This window comes from Methylobacterium sp. J-070 (assembly GCF_022829385.1).
Taxonomy (GTDB): domain Bacteria; phylum Pseudomonadota; class Alphaproteobacteria; order Rhizobiales; family Beijerinckiaceae; genus Methylobacterium.
Map to the genome: position 1 here is coordinate 24,030 of NZ_JAKSXX010000151.1, position 23,927 is coordinate 47,956.

General features: G+C 70.9%; 20 protein-coding genes. 13 read left to right on the forward strand and 7 right to left on the reverse strand.

Features of this window, described 5'->3' with window-relative positions; translation table 11 throughout:
- Positions 1-11: 11 nt before the first annotated feature.
- Positions 12-1,190 carry a 1-deoxy-D-xylulose-5-phosphate reductoisomerase gene (gene dxr, locus MKL01_RS15445; protein ID WP_243906091.1) on the forward strand — a complete coding sequence of 393 codons (1,179 nt, stop codon included), beginning with the start codon at positions 12-14 and terminating at the stop codon, positions 1,188-1,190.
- Positions 1,191-1,200: 10 nt separating this feature from the next.
- Here dxr and MKL01_RS15450 read toward each other — a convergent pair whose 3' ends face one another.
- Positions 1,201-1,839, reverse strand: a complete 639-nt coding sequence (locus tag MKL01_RS15450; protein ID WP_243906092.1) for a TetR/AcrR family transcriptional regulator — start codon at positions 1,837-1,839, stop codon at positions 1,201-1,203.
- A gap of 120 nt (positions 1,840-1,959) precedes the next feature.
- Between MKL01_RS15450 and MKL01_RS15455 the strand changes: the two genes are divergently transcribed.
- The 9 genes from MKL01_RS15455 to lpxB all read left to right on the forward strand — a co-directional run bounded on the left by MKL01_RS15455 (position 1,960) and on the right by lpxB (position 13,743).
- Positions 1,960-3,201, forward strand: a complete 1,242-nt coding sequence (locus MKL01_RS15455; protein WP_243906093.1) for an HlyD family secretion protein — start codon at positions 1,960-1,962, stop codon at positions 3,199-3,201.
- A gap of 62 nt (positions 3,202-3,263) precedes the next feature.
- On the forward strand, positions 3,264-4,790 hold the full coding sequence (locus MKL01_RS15460) for a DHA2 family efflux MFS transporter permease subunit (RefSeq protein ID WP_243906160.1): 1,527 nt from the start codon (positions 3,264-3,266) through the stop codon (positions 4,788-4,790).
- A 192-nt stretch (positions 4,791-4,982) separates the two neighbouring features.
- A complete protein-coding gene (rseP, locus tag MKL01_RS15465; protein WP_243906094.1) occupies positions 4,983-6,137 on the forward strand; it encodes an RIP metalloprotease RseP in 1,155 nt (384 codons plus the stop codon).
- A gap of 423 nt (positions 6,138-6,560) precedes the next feature.
- Positions 6,561-9,131 carry an outer membrane protein assembly factor BamA gene (gene bamA / locus MKL01_RS15470; protein ID WP_243906095.1) on the forward strand — a complete coding sequence of 857 codons (2,571 nt, stop codon included), beginning with the start codon at positions 6,561-6,563 and terminating at the stop codon, positions 9,129-9,131.
- 46 nt (positions 9,132-9,177) lie between these two features.
- Complete coding sequence (lpxD, locus tag MKL01_RS15475; RefSeq protein ID WP_243906096.1) at positions 9,178-10,236, forward strand: UDP-3-O-(3-hydroxymyristoyl)glucosamine N-acyltransferase; 1,059 nt, start codon at positions 9,178-9,180, stop codon at positions 10,234-10,236.
- Between the two features lie 161 nt (positions 10,237-10,397).
- Positions 10,398-10,874 carry a 3-hydroxyacyl-ACP dehydratase FabZ gene (fabZ, locus tag MKL01_RS15480; RefSeq protein WP_243906097.1) on the forward strand — a complete coding sequence of 159 codons (477 nt, stop codon included), beginning with the start codon at positions 10,398-10,400 and terminating at the stop codon, positions 10,872-10,874.
- On the forward strand, positions 10,871-11,689 hold the full coding sequence (gene lpxA, locus MKL01_RS15485) for an acyl-ACP--UDP-N-acetylglucosamine O-acyltransferase (protein WP_243906098.1): 819 nt from the start codon (positions 10,871-10,873) through the stop codon (positions 11,687-11,689). The genes fabZ and lpxA overlap by 4 nt, the downstream gene beginning before the upstream one ends.
- 12 nt (positions 11,690-11,701) lie before the next feature.
- Complete coding sequence (locus MKL01_RS15490; RefSeq protein ID WP_243906099.1) at positions 11,702-12,565, forward strand: LpxI family protein; 864 nt, start codon at positions 11,702-11,704, stop codon at positions 12,563-12,565.
- Complete coding sequence (lpxB, locus tag MKL01_RS15495; protein ID WP_243906100.1) at positions 12,562-13,743, forward strand: lipid-A-disaccharide synthase; 1,182 nt, start codon at positions 12,562-12,564, stop codon at positions 13,741-13,743. Before MKL01_RS15490 ends, lpxB begins: the two co-directional genes overlap by 4 nt.
- A 70-nt stretch (positions 13,744-13,813) precedes the next feature.
- Here lpxB and MKL01_RS15500 read toward each other — a convergent pair whose 3' ends face one another.
- A complete protein-coding gene (locus MKL01_RS15500) occupies positions 13,814-14,443 on the reverse strand; it encodes a peptidase inhibitor family I36 protein (RefSeq protein ID WP_313901467.1) in 630 nt (209 codons plus the stop codon).
- A gap of 94 nt (positions 14,444-14,537) precedes the next feature.
- Positions 14,538-15,170: a 2OG-Fe(II) oxygenase gene (locus MKL01_RS15505; RefSeq protein WP_243906102.1), complete on the reverse strand. Its 633-nt coding sequence runs from the start codon at positions 15,168-15,170 to the stop codon at positions 14,538-14,540.
- A 290-nt stretch (positions 15,171-15,460) separates the two neighbouring features.
- Here MKL01_RS15505 and MKL01_RS15510 point away from each other — a divergent pair, with 290 nt between their 5' ends.
- Positions 15,461-15,778: a hypothetical protein gene (locus tag MKL01_RS15510; protein WP_243906103.1), complete on the forward strand. Its 318-nt coding sequence runs from the start codon at positions 15,461-15,463 to the stop codon at positions 15,776-15,778.
- Positions 15,779-15,929: 151 nt separating this feature from the next.
- Positions 15,930-18,041, forward strand: coding sequence for an ABC transporter ATP-binding protein/permease (locus MKL01_RS15515; protein ID WP_243906104.1), 2,112 nt, complete (start codon positions 15,930-15,932; stop codon positions 18,039-18,041).
- Between the two features lie 64 nt (positions 18,042-18,105).
- Here the strand turns inward: MKL01_RS15515 and eda are convergent, their stop codons facing one another.
- From eda to MKL01_RS15530, 3 genes are all read right to left on the reverse strand, one after another.
- Positions 18,106-18,735, reverse strand: a complete 630-nt coding sequence (gene eda, locus MKL01_RS15520) for a bifunctional 4-hydroxy-2-oxoglutarate aldolase/2-dehydro-3-deoxy-phosphogluconate aldolase (RefSeq protein ID WP_243906105.1) — start codon at positions 18,733-18,735, stop codon at positions 18,106-18,108.
- Between the two features lie 22 nt (positions 18,736-18,757).
- Entirely contained in the window at positions 18,758-20,584 is a 1,827-nt protein-coding gene (gene edd / locus MKL01_RS15525) for a phosphogluconate dehydratase (RefSeq protein ID WP_243906106.1), read from the reverse strand.
- Positions 20,585-20,893: 309 nt separating this feature from the next.
- Positions 20,894-22,015, reverse strand: coding sequence for a type II asparaginase (locus MKL01_RS15530; protein WP_243906107.1), 1,122 nt, complete (start codon positions 22,013-22,015; stop codon positions 20,894-20,896).
- Positions 22,016-22,184: 169 nt separating this feature from the next.
- Here MKL01_RS15530 and MKL01_RS15535 point away from each other — a divergent pair, with 169 nt between their 5' ends.
- Complete coding sequence (locus MKL01_RS15535) at positions 22,185-22,415, forward strand: hypothetical protein (RefSeq protein WP_243906108.1); 231 nt, start codon at positions 22,185-22,187, stop codon at positions 22,413-22,415.
- A gap of 149 nt (positions 22,416-22,564) precedes the next feature.
- Here MKL01_RS15535 and MKL01_RS15540 read toward each other — a convergent pair whose 3' ends face one another.
- Complete coding sequence (locus MKL01_RS15540; RefSeq protein WP_409566264.1) at positions 22,565-23,887, reverse strand: MFS transporter; 1,323 nt, start codon at positions 23,885-23,887, stop codon at positions 22,565-22,567.
- Positions 23,888-23,927 lie beyond the last annotated feature (40 nt).

The window sequence follows — 23,927 nt, forward strand, 5'->3', positions numbered from 1 at the left end:
GAGTTGGACCCATGACCCAGATCGTCAGCGTCTTCGGCGCCACCGGCTCGATCGGGCGCTCCACCGCCGACCTGCTCGCCCAGCATGCCGACCGGTTTCGCGCCGGCGCGCTGGTGGGGGGCAAGGATCCGGTCGCCCTGGCGCAGATGGCGCGCGCGCTGAACGCCGGCTACGCGGCGCTCGCCGACGCATCCGCCGGCCCGGCGCTGGCCGAAGCCCTGTCGGGCTCGGGCATCCCCAACGGGGCGGGGGACGGGGCCGTCATGGAGGCGGTCGCCCGGGACGCCGACATCGTGGTGGCGGCGGTGAGCGGGGCGGCCGGGTTGAAGTCGACCCACGCGGCGCTGCGCCTCGGGCGGACGGTGGCGCTCGCCAACAAGGAGAGCCTCGTCTGCGCCGGCGACGCCTTCATGCGCGACGCCGCGCGCTACGGCGCCACCATCCTGCCGATGGATTCCGAGCACGACGCGCTCAGCCAGGCCCTCGCCGGCCGGCCGCTCGCGGACGTCCGCACCCTGATGATCACCGCCTCGGGCGGCCCGTTCCGCACCTGGACCCGCGAGCGGATCGCCGCCGCCTCCGCCACGGAGGCCGCCGCCCATCCGACCTGGTCGATGGGCATGAAGATCAACATCGATTCGGCCAGCCTGATGAACAAGGGTCTCGAACTCATCGAGGCGCACCACCTGTTCGGGATCGAGCCGGAGCGCCTCGACGTCGTCGTGCACCCGCAATCGGTGATCCACGGGATGGTCTACTGGATCGACGGGGCGGTCACCGCCGAATTGGCGCTGCCCGACATGCGCGTGCCGATCTCGCACTGCCTGGGGCTCGGCGACCGGCTGACCATCGCGCGGGGCCGGCCGCTGGACCTCGTGAAGCTCGGCGCGCTCACCTTCGAGGCGGCGGACGAGGACAGGTTCCCGTGCCTGCGGATCGCGCGGGCGGCCCTCGCGGCCGGCGGGGCCGCGCCGACCGTGATGAACGCCGCCAACGAGATCGCGGTGGCCGCCTTCATCGCCGGCCGGATCGGCTTCTACGGGATCAGCGACTTGGTCGAACGGGCCTGCGCGCATTTCGCCGGCCCGTACCGGACCGCGCCGGCCGATGTCGACGAGGCGCTCGCCATCGACGCCCATGTCCGGGTCTGGAGCGCCGAGGCGCTGCCGGACCTGCGCGCCGCCGGGTGAGGGCGGCGGCTCAGCGCGGCGGACCGTAGCCGGCCAGGAACATCCGCACCGCCTCGTCGATCTGGTATCGCCGGTCGGCCTCATGGGCGCTGCCGCCCGCGCCGAAGAGCAGCCGGGTCAGCAGACCGGCCTGGCACAGATGCAGGAACTGTCGGGCGGCGAGCTCGGTATCGGCGATCCGCAGCCGACCCGACTGAACCTGGGCGTCGAGATAGCGCGACAGGCGCTCGACGCCGCAGGCCGGCCCCGCCTCGTAGTAGACCTGCCCGAAGCGGGGGAACTTCTCGCTCGCGCCGATCACCATGCGCAGCAGCGAGACGTGCTCCGGCCGGCACATCTCGGTGAGGAAGCTCGTGCCGAGCCGGGTCAGCACGCCCGGCACGTCCGGATCATCAGCATCGAGGGTGAACAGCGCCTCGGCGAGGCTGGTCTTCTCCTGGACGGTCAGCGCCTCGAACAGCGCCTCCTTGCTGTCGAAGTAGACGTACAGCGTGCCCTTCGAGACCCCGGCGGCTCGGGCGATCTCGCCCATGCTGGCGCCGTCGAAGCCCGCGGACAGGAACACCGTCCGGGCGCCGTCCAGGATCTGTCGCCTCTTGTCGCTTTCGTGCTGGACCGGATTCCGCTCCAGCGTCGCCCCCGCCACCATCGTCCCGCTCCGCTTGACCGAACCGTTCGGTCAATCTATCCTGAGACTCATCCCGACGCACGTCAAGACGCGTCGCGTGCATTGACCGAACGGTTCGGTCATTCCACTTGAGGCGCCCGCATGTCCCTCCGTGAGGACGCAGACCGATCCCCCCGCGGCTTCGACGCCGTCGCGGAGGAGCGGGCCGAGTCCGCCGCGCCGGTCGCACCGGCACCGCCGGGTGACAAGCCGGCCGCGGGGCAGCCCGGCCCGGCCGCACGCGCCGGACGGACGCGGCCGCTGAGGCGGGTGATCGTCCTGGGGCTTCTCGCGGCTGCCCTCGGCTTCGGTGGCTATCAAGCGTGGCACTGGTGGAGCGTCGGGCGGTTCTTCGTCGCGACGGACGACGCCTACGTGCAGGCCGATATTTCGGTGCTGGCCGCGAAGATCTCGGGCTATCTCGAATCCGTGCCGGTGGTGAACGGCGCCGCGGTGAAGAAGGGCGACGTGATCGCCAAGCTCGACGACGGCGACTATCGCCTCGCCCTCCAGGCGGCCCAGGACAAGGTGGCCACGCAGGAGAGCACCATCGCGCGCATCGGCCGGCAGGTCGAGGCGGCGCAGGCGCAGGTCGCCCAGGCCGCCGCGCAGCTGGACGCGACGCGGGCCGATGCCATCCGTGCGCAGGCGGATTTCGTCCGGTCGACGCAGATGCAGGCGGATTACGTCGCCAAGTCGCGGATCGACCAGACACGCGCCGACCGCGACCGGACCGAGGCGTCGGTCAAGGGCATGGAGGCCGGCCTTCTGGCGGCCCGCGCCAATGTCGACGTGCTGCAGGCGCAGCGGCGCGAGGCGGAGAGTCTCGCGGCCGAGCTGCGCACCGCCGTCGACCGGGCCCGGCGCGACCTCGAATTCGCGGTGATCCGCGCGCCGTTCGACGGCGTGGTGGGCAACAAGGCCGTGGAGGCGGGCGCCTACGTGGCGCCGGGAACGCGCATCGCCGCCCTCGTGCCGCTGCAGAGCGTGCGTATCGACGCGAACTTCAAGGAGACGCAGGTGGAGCGCATGCGCCCCGGGCAGCCGGTCTCGGTGACGGTGGACGCCTATCCGGATCGCGAGATCCAGGGGGTCGTGGAATCGTTCTCGCCGGCCTCGGGCTCCGTCTTCAGCCTGCTCCCGCCGGACAACGCCACCGGCAACTTCACCAAGATCGTCCAGCGCCTGCCGGTCCGGGTCCGCGTCTCGGAGGACGTCGCCCGCGCGGGGCTGCTGCGGCCCGGCCTCTCGGCGGTGGTGCGGGTCGACACCCGCACGGGCGTGGACCGCTCCGTCCTCGACCGGGCCGCCGCCGAGCGGCCGGTCAGCACCGCGAGCCGCTGAGGCGCGCCGTGGCGACGACCGCCGATTTGGTCGGGACGCCGGCCCGCGCGGCCGATCCGCCGATGGATCGCCGCCGGCTGATCGCGTTCCTCTGCATGGTGTTCGGGATGTTCATGGCGATCCTGGACATCCAGATCGTCTCGGCCTCCCTCAACGAGATCCAGGCCGGCCTCTCGGCCTCCGGCGACGAGATCCCCTGGGTCCAGACCAGCTACCTCATCGCCGAGGTCATCTCGATCCCGCTCTCGGGCACGCTCTCGCGGGTCCTCTCGACGCGGTGGATGTTCGCGATCTCGGCGGGCGGGTTCACCGCCATGAGCCTGATGTGCGCGACCTCCTCGTCCATCGGCGAGATGATCGTCTGGCGGGCGCTCCAGGGCTTCATCGGCGGCGGCATGATCCCCACCGTGTTCGCCGCGGCCTTCACGATCTTCCCGCCCTCGAAGCGGACGATCGTGTCGCCGATGATCGGCCTCGTGGCGACGCTGGCGCCGACCATCGGGCCGACGGTCGGCGGCTATCTCACCGATTTGATGTCGTGGCACTGGCTGTTCCTGATCAACGTCGTGCCCGGCATCTTCGTGACGGTCTCGACATGGATGCTGGTCGATTTCGACAAGCCGAATTACGGCCTGATCAAGTCCTTCGACTGGGCGGGCCTCGCCTTCATGGCGGGCTTCCTCGGCTGCCTCGAATACGTCCTCGAGGAGGGGCCGAACCACGACTGGCTGCAGGACGAGGCGGTGTTCGCCTGCGCGGTCGTCTGCGCCGCATCGGGGCTGCTGTTCTTCTGGCGCGCCTTCACGGCCGCGCAGCCGATCGTCGACCTGCGCGCCTTCTCCGACCGCAACTTCGCCAGCGGCTGCGTGGCGAGCTTCGTGCTGGGCATCGGGCTCTACGGGCTGACCTACATCTACCCGGTCTACCTCGCCCGGGTGCGGGGCTACTCGGCGCTGATGATCGGCGAGACGATGTTCGTCTCCGGCCTGTGCATGTTCGCCACCGCCCCGATCGCCGGCCGGCTCTCCGGCAAGGTCGATCCGCGCCTCATGATGGGGATCGGCTTCGCGGGCTTCGCCGGCGGCACTTGGATCGTCACCGGCCTGACCAAGGACTGGGACTTCTGGGAGCTGCTGCTGCCGCAGGTGCTGCGCGGCTGCTCGCTGATGCTGTGCATGATCCCGATCAACAACATCGCCCTGGGCACCCTGCCGCCGGCGCGGATGAAGAACGCCTCCGGCCTCTACAACCTCACGCGCAACCTCGGCGGCGCGGTCGGCCTCGCCCTGATCAACACGCTGCTTAACGACCGGTGGGACCTGCACCTCGCCCGGCTGCACGAGCGCTTCACCTGGGCCAGCAACTCCGCCCTGGAGCGCCTCGACACGCTGCAGCGCGGTTTCGGCGCCTTCGGCAGCGCTGCGCCGGACATGGCGCTCAAGGCCATGACCAACACGGTGCGGACGCAGGGGCTGGTGATGGCCTTCGAAGACGTGTTCCTCGCCCTGACCGTGCTGTTCCTGGCCATGGCCTGCGCGGTTCCGCTGGTCCGCCGCCCGCAGGCCGCCGGCGGCGGGGGCGGTCACTGACCCGGGGGGCGTGGATGTGAGGATTGCGGGGATGGCATCGTCCCCGCCGCCCCCGACCGGGTTCCCGGGCACGCCGCCGTGCGACCTTCGCGGGTGGGGCGCAGGATTGCGTTGGCAGTTGGCCGCCCCGATCTGCTAAACCGGTCGGATGTCCGGCCTGGAATGCCGGCGGGAACGGCCAGGAAACGGCTCATGGACTTCCTCAACGCGATGGGCGGGACCGCCGGCGGCTTCTTCGGCGCGGTGATCCCCTTCCTGTTCGTGCTCACCGTCGTGGTCTTCGTCCACGAGATGGGCCACTTCCTGGTCGGACGCTGGTGCGGCGTCGGCGTGCACGCCTTCTCGCTGGGCTTCGGGCCGGAGCTGTTCGGCTTCAACGACCGGCGCGGCACCCGCTGGAAGCTCTGCGCCATCCCGCTCGGCGGCTACGTCAAGTTCCACGGCGACGCCAACGGCGCCAGCATGCCCGATCCCGAGACGGTCGCCCGGATGAGCCCGCAGGAGCGGGCGATCAGCTTCCCGACCCAGCCCGTGGGCAAGCGCGCCGCCATCGTGGCGGCCGGGCCCGTGGCGAACTTCATCCTGGCGATCCTGCTGTTCGCCGGGGCGATCTGGCTCGGCGGCCGCTACGAGCTCCCCGCCCGGGTATCCTCGGTGGAGCCGAACAGCGTCGCCGCCCAGGCGGGCTTCCAGCCGGGCGACGTCATCACCGCCATCGACGGCGAGACGATCGGCGACTTCAACGCCATGTACCGCACCGTGACGGGCAGCGCCGGCACGCCCCTGACCTTCACGGTGGAGCGCGACGCCCAGGCGATCACCATCCAGGCGACGCCCGCCACCTACGAGGAGAAGACGCCCTTCGGCCGTCATCGGATCGGCCGCCTCGGCATCCGCTCTCCGGCGGGCTCGGAGGCGCGGCTCGTGCGCTACGGGGCGCTCGACTCCCTGAACCTCGGCGTGAAGGAGACCTACTTCGTCGTCGAGCGCACCTTCTCGTATCTCGGCAAGCTCGTCACCGGCCGTGAATCCGCCGACCAGCTCTCCGGCCCGATCGGGATCGCCCGCGTCTCGGGCGAAGTCGCCAAGAACGGCGGCGTCGGCGGCCTCGTCGGGCTCATCGCGCTGCTCTCCGTCTCGATCGGCCTCCTGAACCTCTTCCCGGTGCCGCTGCTCGATGGCGGCCACCTGCTGTTCTACGCCTTCGAGGTGGTGCGCGGCCGGCCGCTCAGCGAGCGCGCCCAGGAGATCGGCTTCCGGATCGGCCTCGCCCTCGTGCTGATGCTGATGCTGTTCGCCGCGTGGAACGATATCCTCAACCTCGGGGCGTCCTGGCGGAACACCTGATCCGGGTTGGTTGCGGACCGGCCGGCATCCCGTCCGGCTTCCACCGGAAAGGATGCCCCATTGCTGCCGCGATCCCGCCCCGGCAGCGCCTGCCCGGGGTCGCGGCGTCGGCGTGGATTTCGGTTAAAACGCGGTTAACGGCACCGTTCGCGGCGATGAAAATCGCTTCGGGCGCAAGCTTTTACGGCTGATTCACTAAGATCTGCGGTTTGCCCGCAGCCTTTGTGCAGCGTTAAGTGGCGCGAAGGCCACGACCCCCCAAAATCCCCTGACGATGGCCTCCCGCGCGTTTGCTTGGCAGGGGAATCCCGCTAAGAGCTACGCTTGGACCGAAGCCACGCTTGGACCAGGTGACGGGACGGCCGATCAACGGTCGCCTGTGACGGGCTAACCCCCGCGACCAGAACAGAAACGGGCGATTGCATGATGTCGTTGACGGGGAAGCCCCGACGTAAGTCGGTGCGGAAAACCATCGTCCTAGTCACTGCTGGTCTTGGCGTCGTCCTCAGCGGAGCCGCCCAGGCGCAGCAGATCGTCGTCCAGGGCAACCAGCGCGTCGATGCGGACACGATCCGGTCCTACGTGACCGGTACGGCGTCCGGCTCGAGCGAGGAGGCGCGGCGCAACCTGCTGGCGAGCGGCATGTTCTCGGACGTGCGCGTTGCGCAGTCCGGCGGCCGCACGGTGGTCACCGTCCGCGAGAACAACCTGATCAACCGCGTGGTCTTCGAGGGCAACAAGAAGATCGAGAAGGCCACCCTCGAGGGCGTGGTCGAGGCCAAGGCCCGCGGCCCGTACAGCGAAGCGATCATCAACGCCGACCTCGCGCGCATCCGCGACGTCTACAAGCGCTTCGGACGCGGCACCGCCAAGGTGACCTACCGCACCGTCGACCTGCCCAACGGCCGCGTCGACGTGATCTACCAGGTCGACGAGGGCGACAAGACCGGCATCATCTCGATCAACTTCGTCGGGAACAACGCCTATTCCGAGCGGACGCTGAAGGGGCTGATGAGCTCCTCGGAGATGAACTTCCTGTCGTTCATCAAGACCTCGGACGTGTACGATCCCGACCGCATCACCAGCGACCTCGACCAGGTCCGGCGCTACTACCTGAAGAACGGTTACGCCGACTTCCAGGTGGTCAGCGCCGACGCGCGCTACGTCGAGGGCGAGACCTCCGGCTACGTCATCACCGTCACGGTGAACGAGGGCGAGCAGTACCGGGTCGGAGCGGTCTCGGTCGACACGCGTCTGCCGGGCCTCGACACCAGCCGGCTCGACGGCAACGTCGCCGCCGCGATCGGTGACGTGTACAACGCCGACGACGTCGAGAAGACGCTCAACAACGTCACCCGCGAGGTGAACCGCGCCGGCTATCCGTTCGCGCAGGTCCGCCCGACCGGTCAGCGCGACCCGGCGAGCCACCAGGTCTCCCTCGGCTTCGTGGTCGAGGACGGCCCGCACGTCTACGTCGAACGCATCAACATCCGCGGCAACACCCGCACCCGCGACTACGTCATCCGCCGCGAGCTCGATATCGCCGAGGGCGACGCCTACAACCGCGTGCTCACCGACCGCGCCGAGCGCCGCCTCAACGGCCTGGGCTTCTTCAAGAAGGTGCGCTTCTCCAACGAGCCGGGCTCCGCACCGGACCGGGTGGTGATCAACATCGATGTCGAGGATCAGCCCACGGGTTCGTTCTCGGTGGCGGGCGGCTACTCCACCCAGGACGGCATCATCGGCGAGGTCTCGGTCTCCGAGTCCAACTTCCTCGGACGCGGCCAGTATGTCCGCCTCGCCGGCACCGGCGGCCAGTACTCGCGCGGCGTCGACTTCTCGTTCACCGAGCCGTACTTCCTCGGCTACCGGCTCGCCGCCGGCTTCGACGCCTTCTACAAGTACTCCGACCTGACCCGGTACTCGCGCTACGAGACCACGGTGTATGGCGGCCAGCTCCGGCTGGGCCTGCCGATCACCGAGGAGTTCGGCGTGACGCTGCGCTATTCGCTGTACAACACCGAGCTGAAGGTCCCGAACACGCTCAAGCGCCCCTACGACGACTGCTCGGTCCCGATCCCCGGCTACACCGCCACCTACGCGGCGGGCACGATCGACCCGAACACGGGCCGCAACATCGGCGGCCAGGCGCTCTATCCGAGCTGCGCCTACGACGGCGAGGCCTCGATCGCCATCAAGGGCTCCGAGGGCAACACGCTCACCTCGCTGGCAGGCCTGACGCTCGCCTACTCGACCCTCGACGTGGTCGGCGCCCCCCGGAACGGCCTCTACGCCGAGCTGAAGCCCGATGTGGCCGGCCTGGGCGGCGACTCGAAGTTCTTCCGCGTCACCGCCGACGCGCGGTACTACAAGGAGATCTTCGAGGACGTGGTCGGGTTCGTCCGCTTCCAGGGCGGTCACATCGAGTCGATCGACGGCAAGTCGCTGCGCGTCACCGACGAGTTCTTCCTCGGTCCGTCGCTGGTCCGCGGCTTCGCGCCGAACGGCATCGGTCCGCGCGACGTCGGCATCGCCGACGCCCGCTCGAACGCGATCGGCGGCTCGACCTATATCGGCGGCACCGTCGAAGTGCAGTTCCCGCTCCCCGGGGTCCCGCGCGATCTGGGCCTGAAGGGCGCGCTGTTCGCCGATGCCGGCACGCTGTTCGGCTATCACAGCAAGCGCGCCTTCGACGTGAACGGCGACGGCTTCATCAACGGCACCTCGCCGCAGACCGGCCGCTGCAACTTCTCGGCCTTCACCATCGGCGTGGAGCCGGAATGCGTGAACGTCCGCGACACCGCGGCGATCCGCTCCTCGGTCGGCGCGTCCATCCTGTGGAACTCGCCGCTCGGCCCGATCCGGTTCGACTACGCCTACGCGCTGAGCAAGGACGAGGGCCAGAAGGTGTTCGTCCCGATCCTCGGCAAGTACGGGTCCATCGGCAAGGATCAGACCCAGGCGTTCCGCTTCTCCGGCGGCTCGCGCTTCTGATAGACATCGCGCCGGCCGGGTCGACCCGGCCGGCGCGGTGGAGAGCATGTCAGATCCCGTTTTCTTCTCGGCCGCCGTCGGCCTGACCCTGGCCGAGATCGCGGCCGCCGCCGGAGCTCCGCTTCCGAACGGGGCGGATCCGGAGCGGCGGCTGACCGGCGCTGCGCCGCTTGAGAGCGCCGGGCCGAACCACCTCGCCTACATGGACAACGCCCGCTACGGCGATGCCCTCGCCACGACGCGGGCGGGCGCCTGCCTGATCTCGCCCCGCTTCGCCGCGCGCTGCCCGGACGGCACCGTCTCCCTCGTCAGCCGCGACCCCTACCGCGGCTACGCGGCGCTGCTCGGCCGACTGCATCCGGACGCGCTGCGCCCCGGCTCGCAATTCGCCGCCCGCGGGATCGCCCCCGGCGCCCATGTCCATCCGGAGGCCCGGCTGGAGGAGGGCGTCACGGTCGATCCCGGGGCGGTGATCGGCCCGGCGGCCGAGATCGGCGCCGGCACGGTGATCGGCCCCAACGCGGTCGTCGGCCCCGGCGTGCGCATCGGGCGCGACTGCGCGATCGGCGCCGGGACGACGCTGAGCCACGCGCTGCTCGGGAACCGCGTGATCCTGCACCCCGGGGCGCGGCTCGGCCAGGACGGGTTCGGCTTCGCCATGGGCGCCACCCATCTCAAGGTGCCGCAGGTCGGCCGGGTGATCGTCCAGGACGATGTCGAGATCGGCGCCAACACCACGATCGACCGGGGCGCCTCGCGCGACACGGTGATCGGCGAGGGCACCAAGATCGATAACCTCGTGCAGATCGCCCACAATGTGGTGATCGGGCGTCATTGCGTGATCGTGTCGGGGGTCGGCATCTCGGGCTCGACGACGCTCGAGGACTATGTCGTCCTGGGCGGGCAGGTCGGCGTCGTCGGCCACCTGCGGATCGGCCGCGGGTCGCAGATCGCCGGCTCCTCCAACGTCAACCGGGACGTTCCGCCCGGCAGCCGCTGGGGCGGAACGCCCGCCAAGCCGGTGCGGGCGTGGTTCCGCGAACTGACCACGCTGGCCCGCCTGGCCGAGCGCTCCGCCAAGGCGCCGGGCGACGAGGAGGCCTGAGACGGCCCGTCGGCGGTGCGGGGCATCGCCGCGGCCCGCGGCCGTCCAAACCTGCGGAAGGTCTTGCGCTTCCGGCGATTTCTTCCGAAGAGGGCGGTCTGTCCGCCGCCGGCGGCCGGAGGTGAGGTCGCCGCGGGCGGCCAGTCGAGGTGCGGGATCTGATGAGTGAGGCGGCGCGCGAGACCGGCGAGGAGCTGGGCATAGCCGATATCCAGACATTGCTGGAACTGCTGCCGCACCGCTACCCGTTCCTCATGGTCGACCGCATCGTCGAGATCGACCGCGACGAATCCTGCGTGGGGATCAAGAACGTCACCGCCAACGAGCCGCAGTTCATGGGCCATTTTCCGGGGCTGCCGGTCTTCCCCGGGGTGCTGCTGATCGAGGGCATGGCGCAGACGGCCGGCGCGATCTGCTGCCGCCACATCCGGACCGACGAGCTGCGCACCAAGCAGGTGTTCTTCATGACCATCGACAAGTGCAAGTTCCGCAGGCCGGTCACGCCCGGCGACCAGGTGCGCTTCCACATGAAGAAGATCAATCACCGCCGGACCATGTGGTGGTTCCGCGGCGAGGCCCGGGTCGACGGGACGCTGGTCGCCGAAGCCGAGATCGGCGCCATGCTGGTGACCGAGTGAGCGATCCCCTGATCCACCCGAGCGCCGTCATCGAGTCGGGCGCCGAGATCGGCGACGGGACCCGGATCGGCCCGTTCTGCCATGTCGGTCCGGAGGTGGTCCTCGGCCGGGAGTGCGAACTCGTCAGCCACGTCGTCCTGGCGGGCCGGACGACGGTCGGCCCCCGCACCCGGATCTTCCCGTTCGCCTCGATCGGCCACCAGCCGCAGGACCTCAAGTACCGGGGCGAGGCCTCGACCCTCACGATCGGCTCCGATTGCCTGATCCGCGAGGGCGTCACCATGAATCCCGGGACCAGCGGCGGCGGCCTGGAGACCGCGGTGGGCGATCACTGCACCTTCCTGGCGAATTCGCATGTCGGTCACGACTGCCGGGTCGGCGACCACGTGATCTTCTCCAACAACGTGATGCTGGCGGGCCATTGCTCGGTCGGGGACTACGCGATCCTCGGCGGCGGCGCCGCCGTGATCCAGTTCGCCCGGGTCGGCGCGCACGCCTTCGTGGGCGGCCTCTCGGGCCTGGAGAACGACTGCATCCCCTACGGGATGGTGCTCGGCAACCGGGCCTACCTGTCGGGGCTCAACATCATCGGGCTGCAGCGGCGCGGCTTCGCCCGGGAGGATATCCACGCCCTCCGGCGCGCCTACCGGCTGCTCTTCGCCCCCGAGGGCACGCTGATGGAGCGCGTGGAGGACGTGGCGGCGACCTTCGAGTCCCACGCGGCGGTGCGGGAGATCCTCGACTTCATCCGCAGCGGCGGCAAGCGCTCGGTCTGCACGCCGCGCGAGATCCCGACCCCGATCAGCGCCGCCTGAGCGGGGCGTGCGGTGGCGAAGGCGGATCCCGGGCCCGGCGAGGCCCTCGTGCTGATCGCGGGAGCCGGGCGCCTGCCGGAACTCGTCGCCGAGTCCCTGCGCCGGTCGCGCCGGCCGTTCCGCGTGATCGCGCTGCGCGGCTTCACCGATCGGGCCCTGCGCGGGAGCGCCGACGCCACCGTCGATCTCCTGGACCTCGCCGCCACGCTGAAGCTGCTGCGCCGCTGGGGCCCGGCCGTGGTCGTGCCGGCCGGCGGGGTTTCCCGTCCGAGCCCGGCCGCGATCCTCAATGCCGGCGCGGCCCTGCGCAACCGCGAGGCCCTGCGCGCCATCGCGGGCGGCGGTGACGACCGCCTCCTGCGCGCCGCTTTGGCCCTCGTCGAGGAGGAGGGCCACCGGGTCGTCGGCGTCCACGAAGCGGCGCCGGACCTGCTCTGCCCGGACGGTCCGATCGGCCGGCGGGTGCCCGATCCGGCGGCGGCCGCCTCGATCCGCACCGGTCGCGCCGTACTGGCCGCGCTCTCACCCTACGATCTCGGGCAGGCCGTGATGGCGGCGGGCGACCGGGTCATCGCCGTCGAGGGTCCGGAGGGCACCGACCGGATGCTCGCCCGCGGGCGAGCCCTCGGCCGCCGGCCGTTCGGCTGGGGGCGGGCGCTCCCCGCCACCGTGCTGGTCAAGGCGCCCAAGCTCGGCCAGGACCTGCGGGTCGACCTGCCGGCCGTCGGGCCGCGCACGGTGCGCAACGCCGCCCGGGCCGGCTGCGTCGGCCTAGCGCTTGAGGCCGGCGGGACCCTGGTGATCGACCGGGCCGCCACCGCCGCGGAGGCGGACCGCCTCGGCCTGTTCGTGGTCGGGTACGGGGGCGCCCCGTGACGGCTGCCCGGCCGCGCACCATCTGGCTCGTGGCCGGCGAGGATTCCGGCGACCAGCTCGGCGCCAAGCTGATGCGGGCGCTGCGGGCGGCGGCGCCGGGGGCGACCTTCGCGGGCGTCGGCGGCGAGGCCATGGCGGAGGAGGGGCTTACCTCCCTGTTCCCCCTCGATGACGTGGCCGTCATGGGCTACCTGCCGGTCCTCGCCCGGGCCCGGACGCTCCTGCGGCGGATCCGCCAGACCGTGGACGCCGCGGTGCGGGCCCGGCCGGACGTGCTGGTGATCATCGACAGCCCCGGCTTCACCCACGCGGTCGCGCGCCGGGTGCGCAAGGCGGCGCCGGGCATCCCGATCGTCGACTACGTCTCGCCCAGCGTCTGGGCGTGGCGGCCGTGGCGGGCCAAGGGCATGCGCCCGTTCATCGACCACGTGATGGCGCTGCTGCCCTTCGAGCCGGACGCGCATCGGCGGCTCGGCGGACCGCCCTGCACCTATGTCGGCCATCCGCTGATCGAGCGCTTCCCGGACTTGCGTCCCTGCGGGTCCGAAGTCCTGCGGCGGGAGGCGGTGCCCTACAGCCTCGTGGTCCTGCCGGGCTCGCGCCGCGCCGAGATCGACCGCCTGATGCCGGTGTTCGGGCGGACGCTGGAGCAGATCTCCCGCGTCGTCGAGGTCGAGGTCATGCTGCCGGCGGTGACCCGCCACCGGGCCCTGATCGAGCGGCTGGCGCTGGACTGGCCCGTCCCGGTCCGGATCCTGACCGGCGAAGGGCCGAAATACGCCGCCTTCCGCGGGGCCCGGGCCGCGCTGGCCGCCTCCGGCACGGTGACGCTGGAACTGGCGCTCGCGGGCGTGCCGATGGTCGTCGCCTACAAGGTCTCGCGCGCCGAAGAGCTCGTCGCCCGCCGGCTCATCCAGGTCTCCACCATCGTGCTGCCGAACCTGATCCTCGGGGAGAACGCCGTGCCGGAATTCGTCCAGGCGGCGTGCGCCCCGGCCTCGCTCGCGCAGGCGCTCCTACCCCTGCTGGCAGGCGGGGCGATGCGTGATGCGCAACTCGCCGCGCTCGCCAGGATCGACGACCGCATGCGCCTGCCCGAGGCCGACACCCCGAGCCGGGCGGCTGCGCGGATCGTCCTGCGGGCGGCCGAGGGGCTGGACACCGGACCGGCGGCGTGAGGCCGATCGCGGGGGCCGAGGATCGCCGGCCGCGGTCCGCGCGGGAGACGACGGAGCCAGCCGAATGCCCCTATCGGGAACCGTCTTCGCCCGGGCGACGGCTGCAGCGGACATAGGTCGCGGTGCCCCTGCCGCTCGACCAGGTCAGGCGGTCGCCGTCCACCGTCAGGCGGACCAGCGAGGACCAGTGTCGCCGCCGGTCCCGGCACTCGGCCGAGGCGACCCAGGCGTTCCCCGTGCGGCGCAGATCGTGGAAGGCGCAGAGCGTGTGGCCCGCCCGGGCGCGGTCCGGGGTGATCGTCGCCGGGATGTAGCCGCGCCGCCGCGTCCCGGACCCGCAGGCATCCGGCGTCGGCCCCCAGATCCCGACATACTCGGCGCTCGGTGGGGCCGGGGCCCGAGCGGGGCGCTGGGCCGGGGCGGTCGTCGGGACGGCCGGTGCCGGCCGAGCTGCGGGAGGCGCGTCCGGAGCGTCGCGGACGGGGGCGTCGAGCAGAACGACCCGGCGTGCCGTCTGCTGGACCGGCGACGGATCGCTGGACTGGCCGGTGCCGGCCGCCTGATTGCGGAACGGCATGTCCTCGGTGAGATAGGCGGCGCTATAGGCGAACAGGCCGACCCAGCCGGCGACGAGAAGCGCCGGCACGGCGTAGCGGCGCCTGGAGCCGGAACGCGTCCCGCCGCCCGGATCCGCCAGCACCAAGGCTCCCATCCCCCACCCCCCGCCATACGCTCGGAACGCCGGCGCCCGGCGGTGACGCCGGCTCCGCGCAGGCGCTCCTCGCCATCAGATCCTAGCGGCCGAAGATCCCCTTCAGGAACTGGGCCGTGCGGTTGCGCTTGCGCTTGCGCGCCAGTTCCGACGCATCCTTGAGCCACGCCACCTGGACGACCCGCCGCTCGCCCTCGAACGGCTCGTGGCCGTGCCAGGAATTGTCGGCCCGCAGGAACGCGAACATCGTGCCCATCGTGGGAGGCACCTCGACGGCGAACGGCTCGTAGTTGCGGCCGTCGTACAGGACCCGCAGGCGGCCGGCGGCCGGGGCGTCCCAGGCGTCGTTCATGTAGACGAGGAGCGTCAGCACCTTGGACGGGCCGTCCGTGTGGATCGAGCCGTATTTGAGCTGGCTGCGCCGCATGATCGTGGTGAGCCGGGGACAGGAGACGAGGTCGATGCCGAACTTCTCGCCGAGAATCGCCGAGAACGCATCGGTCTCCAGTTCCTCGATCAGGGCCTTGAAGCGGCCCTTCAGGGCGACTTCGTCCACCGTGAGGTAGCCGGGCTTGGCGATGTCGGGAAAGTCGCGGCGGATCGCGTCGATCGCATCCGGATTGAGGACGTTGCTGCCGAGCGTGTAGGCGTAGGGCTCGCGCGACATGGGTGCGGCGCGCACCGCCGAGACGTCGAGGATCGAGAGAGCGGACATCGGTGGGGTCCCTTGGCTCCGGCACGCGTCTCCGGCACGCCGCGTCCCGGAGACGCGTGCCGGGCGGCCGGTCGGGCGGGCGAACCGAGGCCGTCCGCGCGGGGCGGCGCACCCCGGAAGGGCGGCCCGACGCGGCGGTCCCGGACCCCTCATAATCCGCCGATTGCGGCGGACGCGCGGCGAAAGCCGCCCGGTGGCGCATTCCGGTGACAGTCTCGGGCGCCGGCTTGTGCAGGATGGTGCGATGCCCGCGGACTTTCTTCCCGGGCGCGTGCTGGAACCCGTTCTCGATGAGGCCGCTGGCCCTCGCTCTGCTGTGCTCTCACCTTGTCGCGATCGCGACCGGGGCCGCCGCGTTCGCGCAGTCGCGGTCGCCGCGCGGGTCGCTGACCCCGCGCATGACCTGCGCCGAGGCGATGGCCCTGGTGAAGGGGGAGCGCGACGTGGTGATCGGGACCGGCGGCGTTCCGGAGCGTTTCGTCAGCGGGCCGGGCCAGTGCGCCGGCTCGGAGATCGCCGAATTGCGCTTCGTGCCGACCCGCGACAACCCGCAATGCCCGATCGGCTATCACTGCCGCGAGCCGGGTTTCGAGGAGTGGAACTGGTGAGCGTCCGGCCGGTGTAAATCGCCGCACGGTGCGGGCGTGACGAAAGTTTCACGCGACAGCGCGGGGCAGGTGCCCTTATCTCGCCATCACCCGGGGCCAAGGCCGTCGGGTTCCGCCCCCTGCCGGGCGCGGACGGATGGGAGATCGACGCGTGGCAGCACTCAGGACCGGGCTGGGAATCCAGGCGGTGCTCACGGCCGTGGCCGCGCTGATCCTGCTGGCGTTCCCCGGAATCCCGAGTCCCCCGCTCTACGTGTCGCTGGCCGGCTTCGCCCTTGCGGGCATCCTGGTCGCCTCCAACGGCATCTCGGCCTACCTGAAGGTGTTCGTCTCGGTCTACGGCGTCGGCTACCTGCTGCTCGCCGGATCGAAGACGATCGCCGCCATGGGCCTGCTGCCGCCGGTGATCGCGGCGCTTCTCCCTCCGGCCTTCGCCGCCACCGGCGCGGTGGTGTTCGCCGCCATCGTCCTCGGCATCTCGTATGTCGAGCCGATCCGGGCGATCACCAACATCGCCGACCCGTATTTCGCCAACCGCGACAAGCCCACGAAGGAGATCGGGCTGTTCCGCTGGTTCGGCAGCACGGAGGGGCGGATCGGCCGCAACCTCGTCGCCCTGTCGATCTTCGTCAATTTCGCCGACGTGGCGCTCACCCTCCGGTTCAACTTCTTCTACCGAGACATCTACAACTCCCTGCAGGAATACGACGCGAACGCCTTCTGGTATCAGCTGCTCTGGGTGTTCGTGCCGCTGGCCACGCTGAACATCGCCATCGGCATGTTCGACCTGTTCGTGGATTCCTCGCTGCTGATCCGCTGGCGCACGTGGCTGACGCACAGCCTGTACGAGCGCTGGCTCGGCAACGGCACCCACTACCGGATCCCGTTCACCGACGAGGAGGCCGACAACCCGGATCAGCGCATCCAGGCCGACGTCAACAGCTTCATCGTGCAGACCACGACCCTGTCGATCCGGCTGCTCAGCCAGGCGGCGCAGCTCGTCTCGTTCATCGTGATCCTCTGGAGCCTGTCCCGGGACTTCGTCGTGCCGTTCACCGACGCGGTGATCCCGGGCTTCCTGGTCTGGCTGGTGATCGCCTACGCGGTGGTGGGCACGTGGCTCACCCACCTGATCGGCCGGCCGCTGATCGGGCTCGACTTCCGGCAGGAGCAGGTCGAGGCGAACTTCCGCTTCGCGCTGGCCCGCAACCGCATCTATTCCGAGCAGATCGCGCTGCTGCGCGGCGAGCGCGCGGAGGCGTCGCGGCTGGCGACGCTGTTCCACAGCGTCATCGACAACTACGTCGGCATCATCTTCCGCCGCATCAAGCTGATCGCCTTCACGTTCAGCTACCGGCAGGCGAGCGTGATCTTCCCGATGGTGCTGGCGGCGCCCTCATTCTTTGCCAAGAAGATCACCCTCGGCGCCCTCCAGCAGACCTCGCAGGCCTTCGGACAGGTGCAGAGCTCGCTGTCCTTCTTCGTGGATTCCTACACGACGCTCGCCGCCTACAAGGCCAACACCAACCGCCTCGGCTCCTTCCGCCGGGCCATGACCAAGGCTGAGGCGCTCGAGAGGGCGGGCTACGGGCTGGTCCAGGGCAACGAGAGCACCGGCGACGTGACCGCGCGCGGTCTGGCGCTGGCGCTTCCGGACGGGCGCACGATCGTCACCGCCGACACGCTGACGCTACCCCGCGGACAGGCGACCCTGATGACCGGGCCCTCGGGCTCGGGCAAGTCGACGCTGTTCCGGGCGATCGCCGGGATCTGGCCGTTCGGCAAGGGCCGGATCGACGTGCCCGCCGGGCAATCGGCGCTGGTGCTGCCGCAGCGGCCCTACATCCCGCAGGGGACGCTGCGCGGCGCGGTGGTCTATCCGAACACCACCGACCAGTTCTCGGACGCGGCGATCCGCGAGGCGCTGACGGCCGCTCAGCTCCCCCACCTCGTCGACCTGCTCGACCAGACCGACACCTGGGAGCGGCGGCTGTCGGGGGGCGAGCAGCAGCGGCTCGCCGTCGCCCGGGCGGTCCTGGCCAAGCCGGAATGGCTGTTCCTCGACGAGGCGACGGCCTCGCTCGACGAGCCGTCCGAGGCGGCGCTCTACCGGATGCTGCGGGAGCGGCTGCCCGGGACGACGATCGTGTCGATCGGCCACCGGTCGACGCTGGCGGCGTTCCACGACCGGCGCATCGCCCTGGAGCCGGAGGGTGGGGTGTTCACCCCCCGGGAACGGCGCGAGCCCCTGCCGGCGGAGTGAGGCAAGCCGCGTCCGCTACCCGCACTCCCCCCTCTGCGGGGGAGGGGGAGCCCGTACAGGCGACCTACGCCGTCTTCCTCAGCCCCGCGGCCGCCCGGGCCGCCGTCTCGATCGACGCGGGATCCGGCACGCCGGGCTTGACCACCCAGCTGCCGCCGACGCAGAGCACCGACGGGATCGCCAGCCAGTCCGGGGCGCTCGCCTCGGTGATACCGCCCGTCGGGCAGAACCGCACCGCGCCGAACACCGCCGCGTGCGCCTTCAGCGCCTTGATGCCGCCCGCAGCCTCGGCCGGAAAGAACTTGAACCGGTCGAGCCCGTGATCGAGGCCGCGCATGATGTCGGCCGCGGTGGCGATGCCCGGCAGGTAGGGCACGCCGTTGGCCTTGGCGGCATCCGTCAGGGGATCCGTCAGGCCGGGTGAGACGATGAATTCGGCTCCCGCCGCCAGCGCGTTCTCGAGATCGCGGGGGTTGAGCACCGTCCCGGCCCCGACCACCGCACCCTCGACCCGGGTCATCTCCCGGATCACCTCGAGGGCCGCCGGGGTGCGCAGGGTGACCTCCAGGGCGGTCAGCCCGCCCTTCACCAGGGCGTTGGCGATGGGCCGGGCCTGCGCCACGTCGTCGATCACCAGGACCGGAATGACGGGCACGGAGCGCATCAGCGCGTCGATGCTGGTCAGATCGTTCATGGTCGGCACCTCCTCTTGGATGTCAGAGGCCGGCGGCGGCGAGCATCGCCGAGGCGCCGCGCTCCGCCGTATCGGCCCCCTGGCGCATGAACGCGAACAGCTCGCGCCCGGTGCCCTGCGCCGGCTCCGGCGCCTCCGCGACCGGGCGGGCGGCCAGTTCCGCGTCGTCCACCAGCACCTCGAGCAGCCCGTCGGCGGCGCTGAGGCGGACGATGTCGCCGTCGCGGATCCGCCCGATCGGGCCGCCGCCGAGCGCCTCCGGGCTCAGGTGGATCGCGGCCGGGACCTTGCCGGACGCCCCCGACATGCGCCCGTCGGTCACCAGGGCGACCTTGTGGCCGCGGTCCTGCAGGACGCCGAGCGGCGGGGTGAGCTTGTGCAGCTCCGGCATGCCGTTGGCCTTCGGGCCCTGGAACCGGACCACCACCACGACGTCCCGCTCCAGCTCACCGGCCTTGAACGCCTTCAGCACCTCGTCCTGGTCGGAGAAGACCCGGGCCGGCGCCTCGATGGTCCGGCGCTGCGCCTCGACGGCGCTGGTCTTGAAGGTCGCCCGGCCGAGATTGCCCTTCACCAGCCGCATGCCGCCGTCCGGCTGGAACGGGTCGGCGGGCCGGCGCAGCATCGTGTCGTCCAGGCTCTCGGCGACCGCGTCCTCGAAGACCAGCTCCTCGCCGGCGAGCTTCGGGTCGCGGGCGTGGTCGCGGAGCGACTGGCCCGCCACCGTCAGGATGTCGTCGTGCAGCATGCCGGCATCGAGCAGGGCGGCCATCACGAAGCTCATGCCGCCCGCGGCGTGGAAGTGGTTCACGTCGCCGGCGCCGTTCGGGTAGACCCGGGCGATCAGCGGCACGGCGCTGGAGAGCCGGTCGATGTCCTCCCAGTCGATTACGATGCCGGCGGCCCGGGCGATGGCCGGAAGGTGGATCGCGTGGTTGGTCGAGCCGCCGGTGGCGAGAAGGCCGACCGCGGCGTTGATGATCGCCTTCTCGTCGACGCACAGGCCGAGCGGCCGATAGTCGTTGCCCGCGGCTCCGATCTCCGTGAGCCGGTGGATCGCCGCCCTGGTCACGGCCTGCCGCAGCTTCGTGCCGGGATTGATGAAGGACGCGCCCGGCATGTGCAGGCCCATCATGTCCATCATCATCTGGTTCGAGTTGGCGGTGCCGTAGAACGTGCAGGTGCCGGCCGCGTGGTAGGAGGCCGACTCGGATTCGAGGAGCTCCGCTCGGCCGACCTTGCCCTCGGCGTAGAGCTGGCGGATGCGCTGCTTCTCCTTGTTGGCGAGGCCCGAGGGCATCGGCCCGGCCGGGATCAGGATCGTCGGCAGATGGCCGAAGCGCAGCGCCCCGATCAGCAGCCCCGGCACGATCTTGTCGCAGATGCCGAGAAGCGCCGCGCCGTCGAACATCCCGTGGCTCAGCGCCACCGCGGTGGAGAGGGCGATCGTGTCCCGGGAGAACAGCGACAGCTCCATGCCGATCTGGCCCTGGGTGACGCCATCGCACATGGCCGGCGTGCCGCCCGCCACCTGGGCGGTGGCGCCGCGCTCCCGGGCGAACAGCTTGATCTGGTCCGGATAGCGCCCGTAGGGCTGATGCGCCGAGAGCATGTCGTTGTAGGCGGTGACGATGCCGATGTTCATCACCGTCCGCTCGTCGCGGATCGCCGCCTTGTCCTCGCCGGAGGCCGCGAAGCCGTGGGCGAGGTTGCCGCAGGCGAGCTTGCCGCGCCGGACCCCCGCGTCGCGCTCGCGGGCGATCAGGTCGAGATAGGCGCGCCGGGGCTCGCGGGAGCGCGCCACCACCCGCTCGGTGACCGCCGCGACCTCGGGGTGAAGCTCGGTCATGCTGGTTCCTCCAGGCTCGATGCGGACGGACGGGGACGCATTCGGCCCCGCTCGGCGCATGCGAGTATCTAAGGGGTGCGCTGCGGGATGTAACCTGGCCGCTGCGCAACTGACACGCGCGCTCCCTCCCCCCTGTGCGGGGGAGGGTGGCCCCCGAAGGGAGTCGGGAGAGGGGAGCAACGGTGCAGGACATGGCTTTGCCCGCCCCGCCAGTCGCGCCTCAACCTGAACCCGGGTTCCCCTCTCCCGACCCCTGCTGACGCAGGGGCCCCTCTCCCCCGCAGAGGGGGAGGGGGGACTCGAACCGGCTCAATACTCCCAGAAGATCCGCTGCAGCTCCTTGGTGTCGCTCGTCTTGGTGAGCGCCACGGCCGCCAGGATCTTGGCCTTGGCGGGGTTCAGGTCGTGGGCGACCACCCAGTCGTAGGTGTCGTCGGGCTGCTCGGCGTTGCGCAGGACGAAGCCGTCCGGCACCCGCGAGGAGCGGATCACGAGCGTGCCCTTGGAGCGGATGTCCTTGAGCTTGTCCACGAGGTAGCCCGCCACCGAGCCGTTGCCGGTGCCGGCGTTGACGATCGCCTTGGCGCCGGCCTGGACCTCCGCGTCGTAGACGCCGGGGATCATGTTGCCCGAGCCGTAGACGATGCCCACCAGCGGCAGGCTGTCGATCTGGTCGATGTCGAACTCGGAACTCGTGTTGTGCCGCTTCGCGAGGGAGCGGACGAAGTAGGTCTTGCCCTCGACCACCATGCCCAGCGGCCCCCACTGGCTGAAGAAGGCGCTCGGCACGACGTTGGTCCGCTTGTTCACATCGCGGCCCGACTGGATGGTGTCGTTCATCGTCACCATCACGCCCTTGCCCACCGCCTCCTTGCTGGCCGCCACCGTGACCGCGTCGAGGAGGTTGAGGGCGCCGTCCGCCGAGATCGCCGTGGAGGGCCGCATCGAGCCGACCACCACGATCGGCTTGTCGCTCTTCACCACGAGGTCGAGGAAGAACGACGTCTCTTCGAGTGTGTCGGTACCGTGGGTGACGACCACGCCGTCGACGTCATCCTGCTTCAGCAGTTGAGACACGCGCTTGCCGAGCTGGACGAGCTGCGCGTCCGTGAAGCTCTCGGAAGCGATCTGGAAGACCTGCTCGCCGCGGACATTGGCGATGGTGCTCATCTGCGGCACGGCGGCGATCAGCTTGTCCACCGGCACCTTGGCGGCGGTGTAGGTGGCGCTGTTGGCGGCATCCGCGCCGGCGCCCGCGATGGTGCCGCCGGTGGCGAGGATCACGACGTTCGGCTTCTTCGCCGCCGCAGCCGTGCCGGCCTCCGGCATCTCTTTGGCAAGGAGCGGGCCCGCCCCGAATCCGGTGGCCAGGGCCAGCGCGAAGATCGCTCCGCGGGAGGTGTGGGCCGCGCCGCTTCGGCTTGAGAACATCGGTGATCCTCGACGGTTGAGGGGAGAGCGAGTCGGACTCGACGGGCGATGGTAGCCTCGCCCCGGCACGAGGCAAGGATCATGCAGGGTGCCGGGACGGCGCTCGCAGCGGATCGTTACGCGACCTCGGACGTTACATCCGATCGCCGTCCGCTCGGAGGTAAGCCCCATGCCGCATCTTTCCGGCCTGCGCGAGGAACTCGAGCGGAGCGAGCCCGCACGGGCCGCGATGTCGATGCTCGAGACGTCCCTCGCCCGACGCTCGGTCGAGGAGCAGGGCGCGTTCTGGCGCGCGATCGACCTCTACTACGTCTCGCGCAAGGCTCCGCCCGAGCCATCGGCGGCCGGGCCGCTCGCCGCCGTCCTGCAGGCGGAGCCGGTGCGGCCCGCATTGTCCTGAGCGGGCTGGAGCGCGGGACCGCGACCTCGGGGCAACGCCTGCGATCGAAGCGCCGACAGAGGTGACCGCGCCGAACCCGGATTCCTGATCCTGGGGCGAGACGTGCGCCGGTGAGGGGCGCCGCCCCAAGCTGCCTTGATCCCGGACGCCTAGGCGTTCGCCGGCACCGCGGGCGGAACGCCGGCGCCGCTCTCCGGCTCGCCGCTGCCGGCGGCGCCCCGGGTCTCGGGCATCAGCGCGAGATACAGCACGAAGCCCAGAGCCGCGATGGCCGCCAGCGCCAGGAACGCCGTGGCATAGCCGGCCGAGACGATGATCACGCCGGCGAGCGTGGCGCTGAGCGAGGCGCCGATCCCCTGCGCGGTGGCCACGGCGCCCTGAGCGGCATTGAAGCGGCCGCCGCCGCGGGTGAGGTCGGCCACCACGATCGGGAACAGCGCCCCGTAGACGCCCGCGCCGATCCCGTCGAGCAGCTGGACGCCCACGAGCCAGAACGGGTTGTCCGAGAGCGTGTAGAGCACGCCGCGCACCGCGAGCACGCCGAAGGCGGCGAGGAAGATCGGCTTGCGGCCGATGACATCGGCCTTGGCGCCCACGAAGATCGCCACCGGCACCATGACGCACTGAGCCGCCACGATGCAGACCGCGATCAGCGAGGTCGCGTGGTCCTTGCCGGACAGGTGGGTGAGGAACTGGCCCACCGAGGTCAGCATCGCCGCATTGGCGAGGTGGAAGATCGCGCAGAGTATCGCGAACAGCAGCAGAGACCGGTTCTGCAGGAGGGTCGCGAGACCCGAGGGCTTCTCCTGCGTCTGCGCCTCGTCCTCGGTCATGCCGCGGGCGAGATCGTTGTCGATGGCCTCGGCCGGCACCAGCAGCATGGCGCCGATGGAGCAGGCCGCCAGCACGCCCATGAGCCAGAACACCACGATCGGCCCGAAGAAGTAGGCGAGGCCGCCCGCCACCGCCGCAGAAACGGCGTTGCCGGCATGGTTGAAGCCCTCGTTGCGGCCGATCCGCTTGGCGAACATCTTCGGCCCGACGAGGCCGAGGGTGATGGCGGCGAGCGCGGGCGGGAAGATCGTGCCGGCGACATGGGCGACCGACTGGGTCGCGGTCACGAGGTAGAAGTTCGAGATGAACGGCAGGACGAGGCAGCTCGCCGTCACCGCGATGGCGCCGCCGATCACGATGGCGCGCTTGTGGCTGGTGGCGTCGATGAGTGCGCCCGCCGGTGTCTGGGCGAGGAGGCCGAGGATGCCCGCCACGGTCATCACGACACCGACGGTGGCCTCGTTCCAGCCCTGGTCCGGCCCGCGCACCGCGATGAGGTAGATGGCGAGGTACGGGCCGAGCCCGTCGCGCACGTCGGCCAGGAAGAAGTTGAGCGCGTCGAGGCCGCGCAGGGCTCGGCTCGAGGTGGCCGCGCTGCTCCCGGTCCGGCCCGATGCGGCTGCCGTCACCCTGTCCATCGTGAGTCGCGTCCCCGAAAGGCGGCGCGCCTAGCCCTCA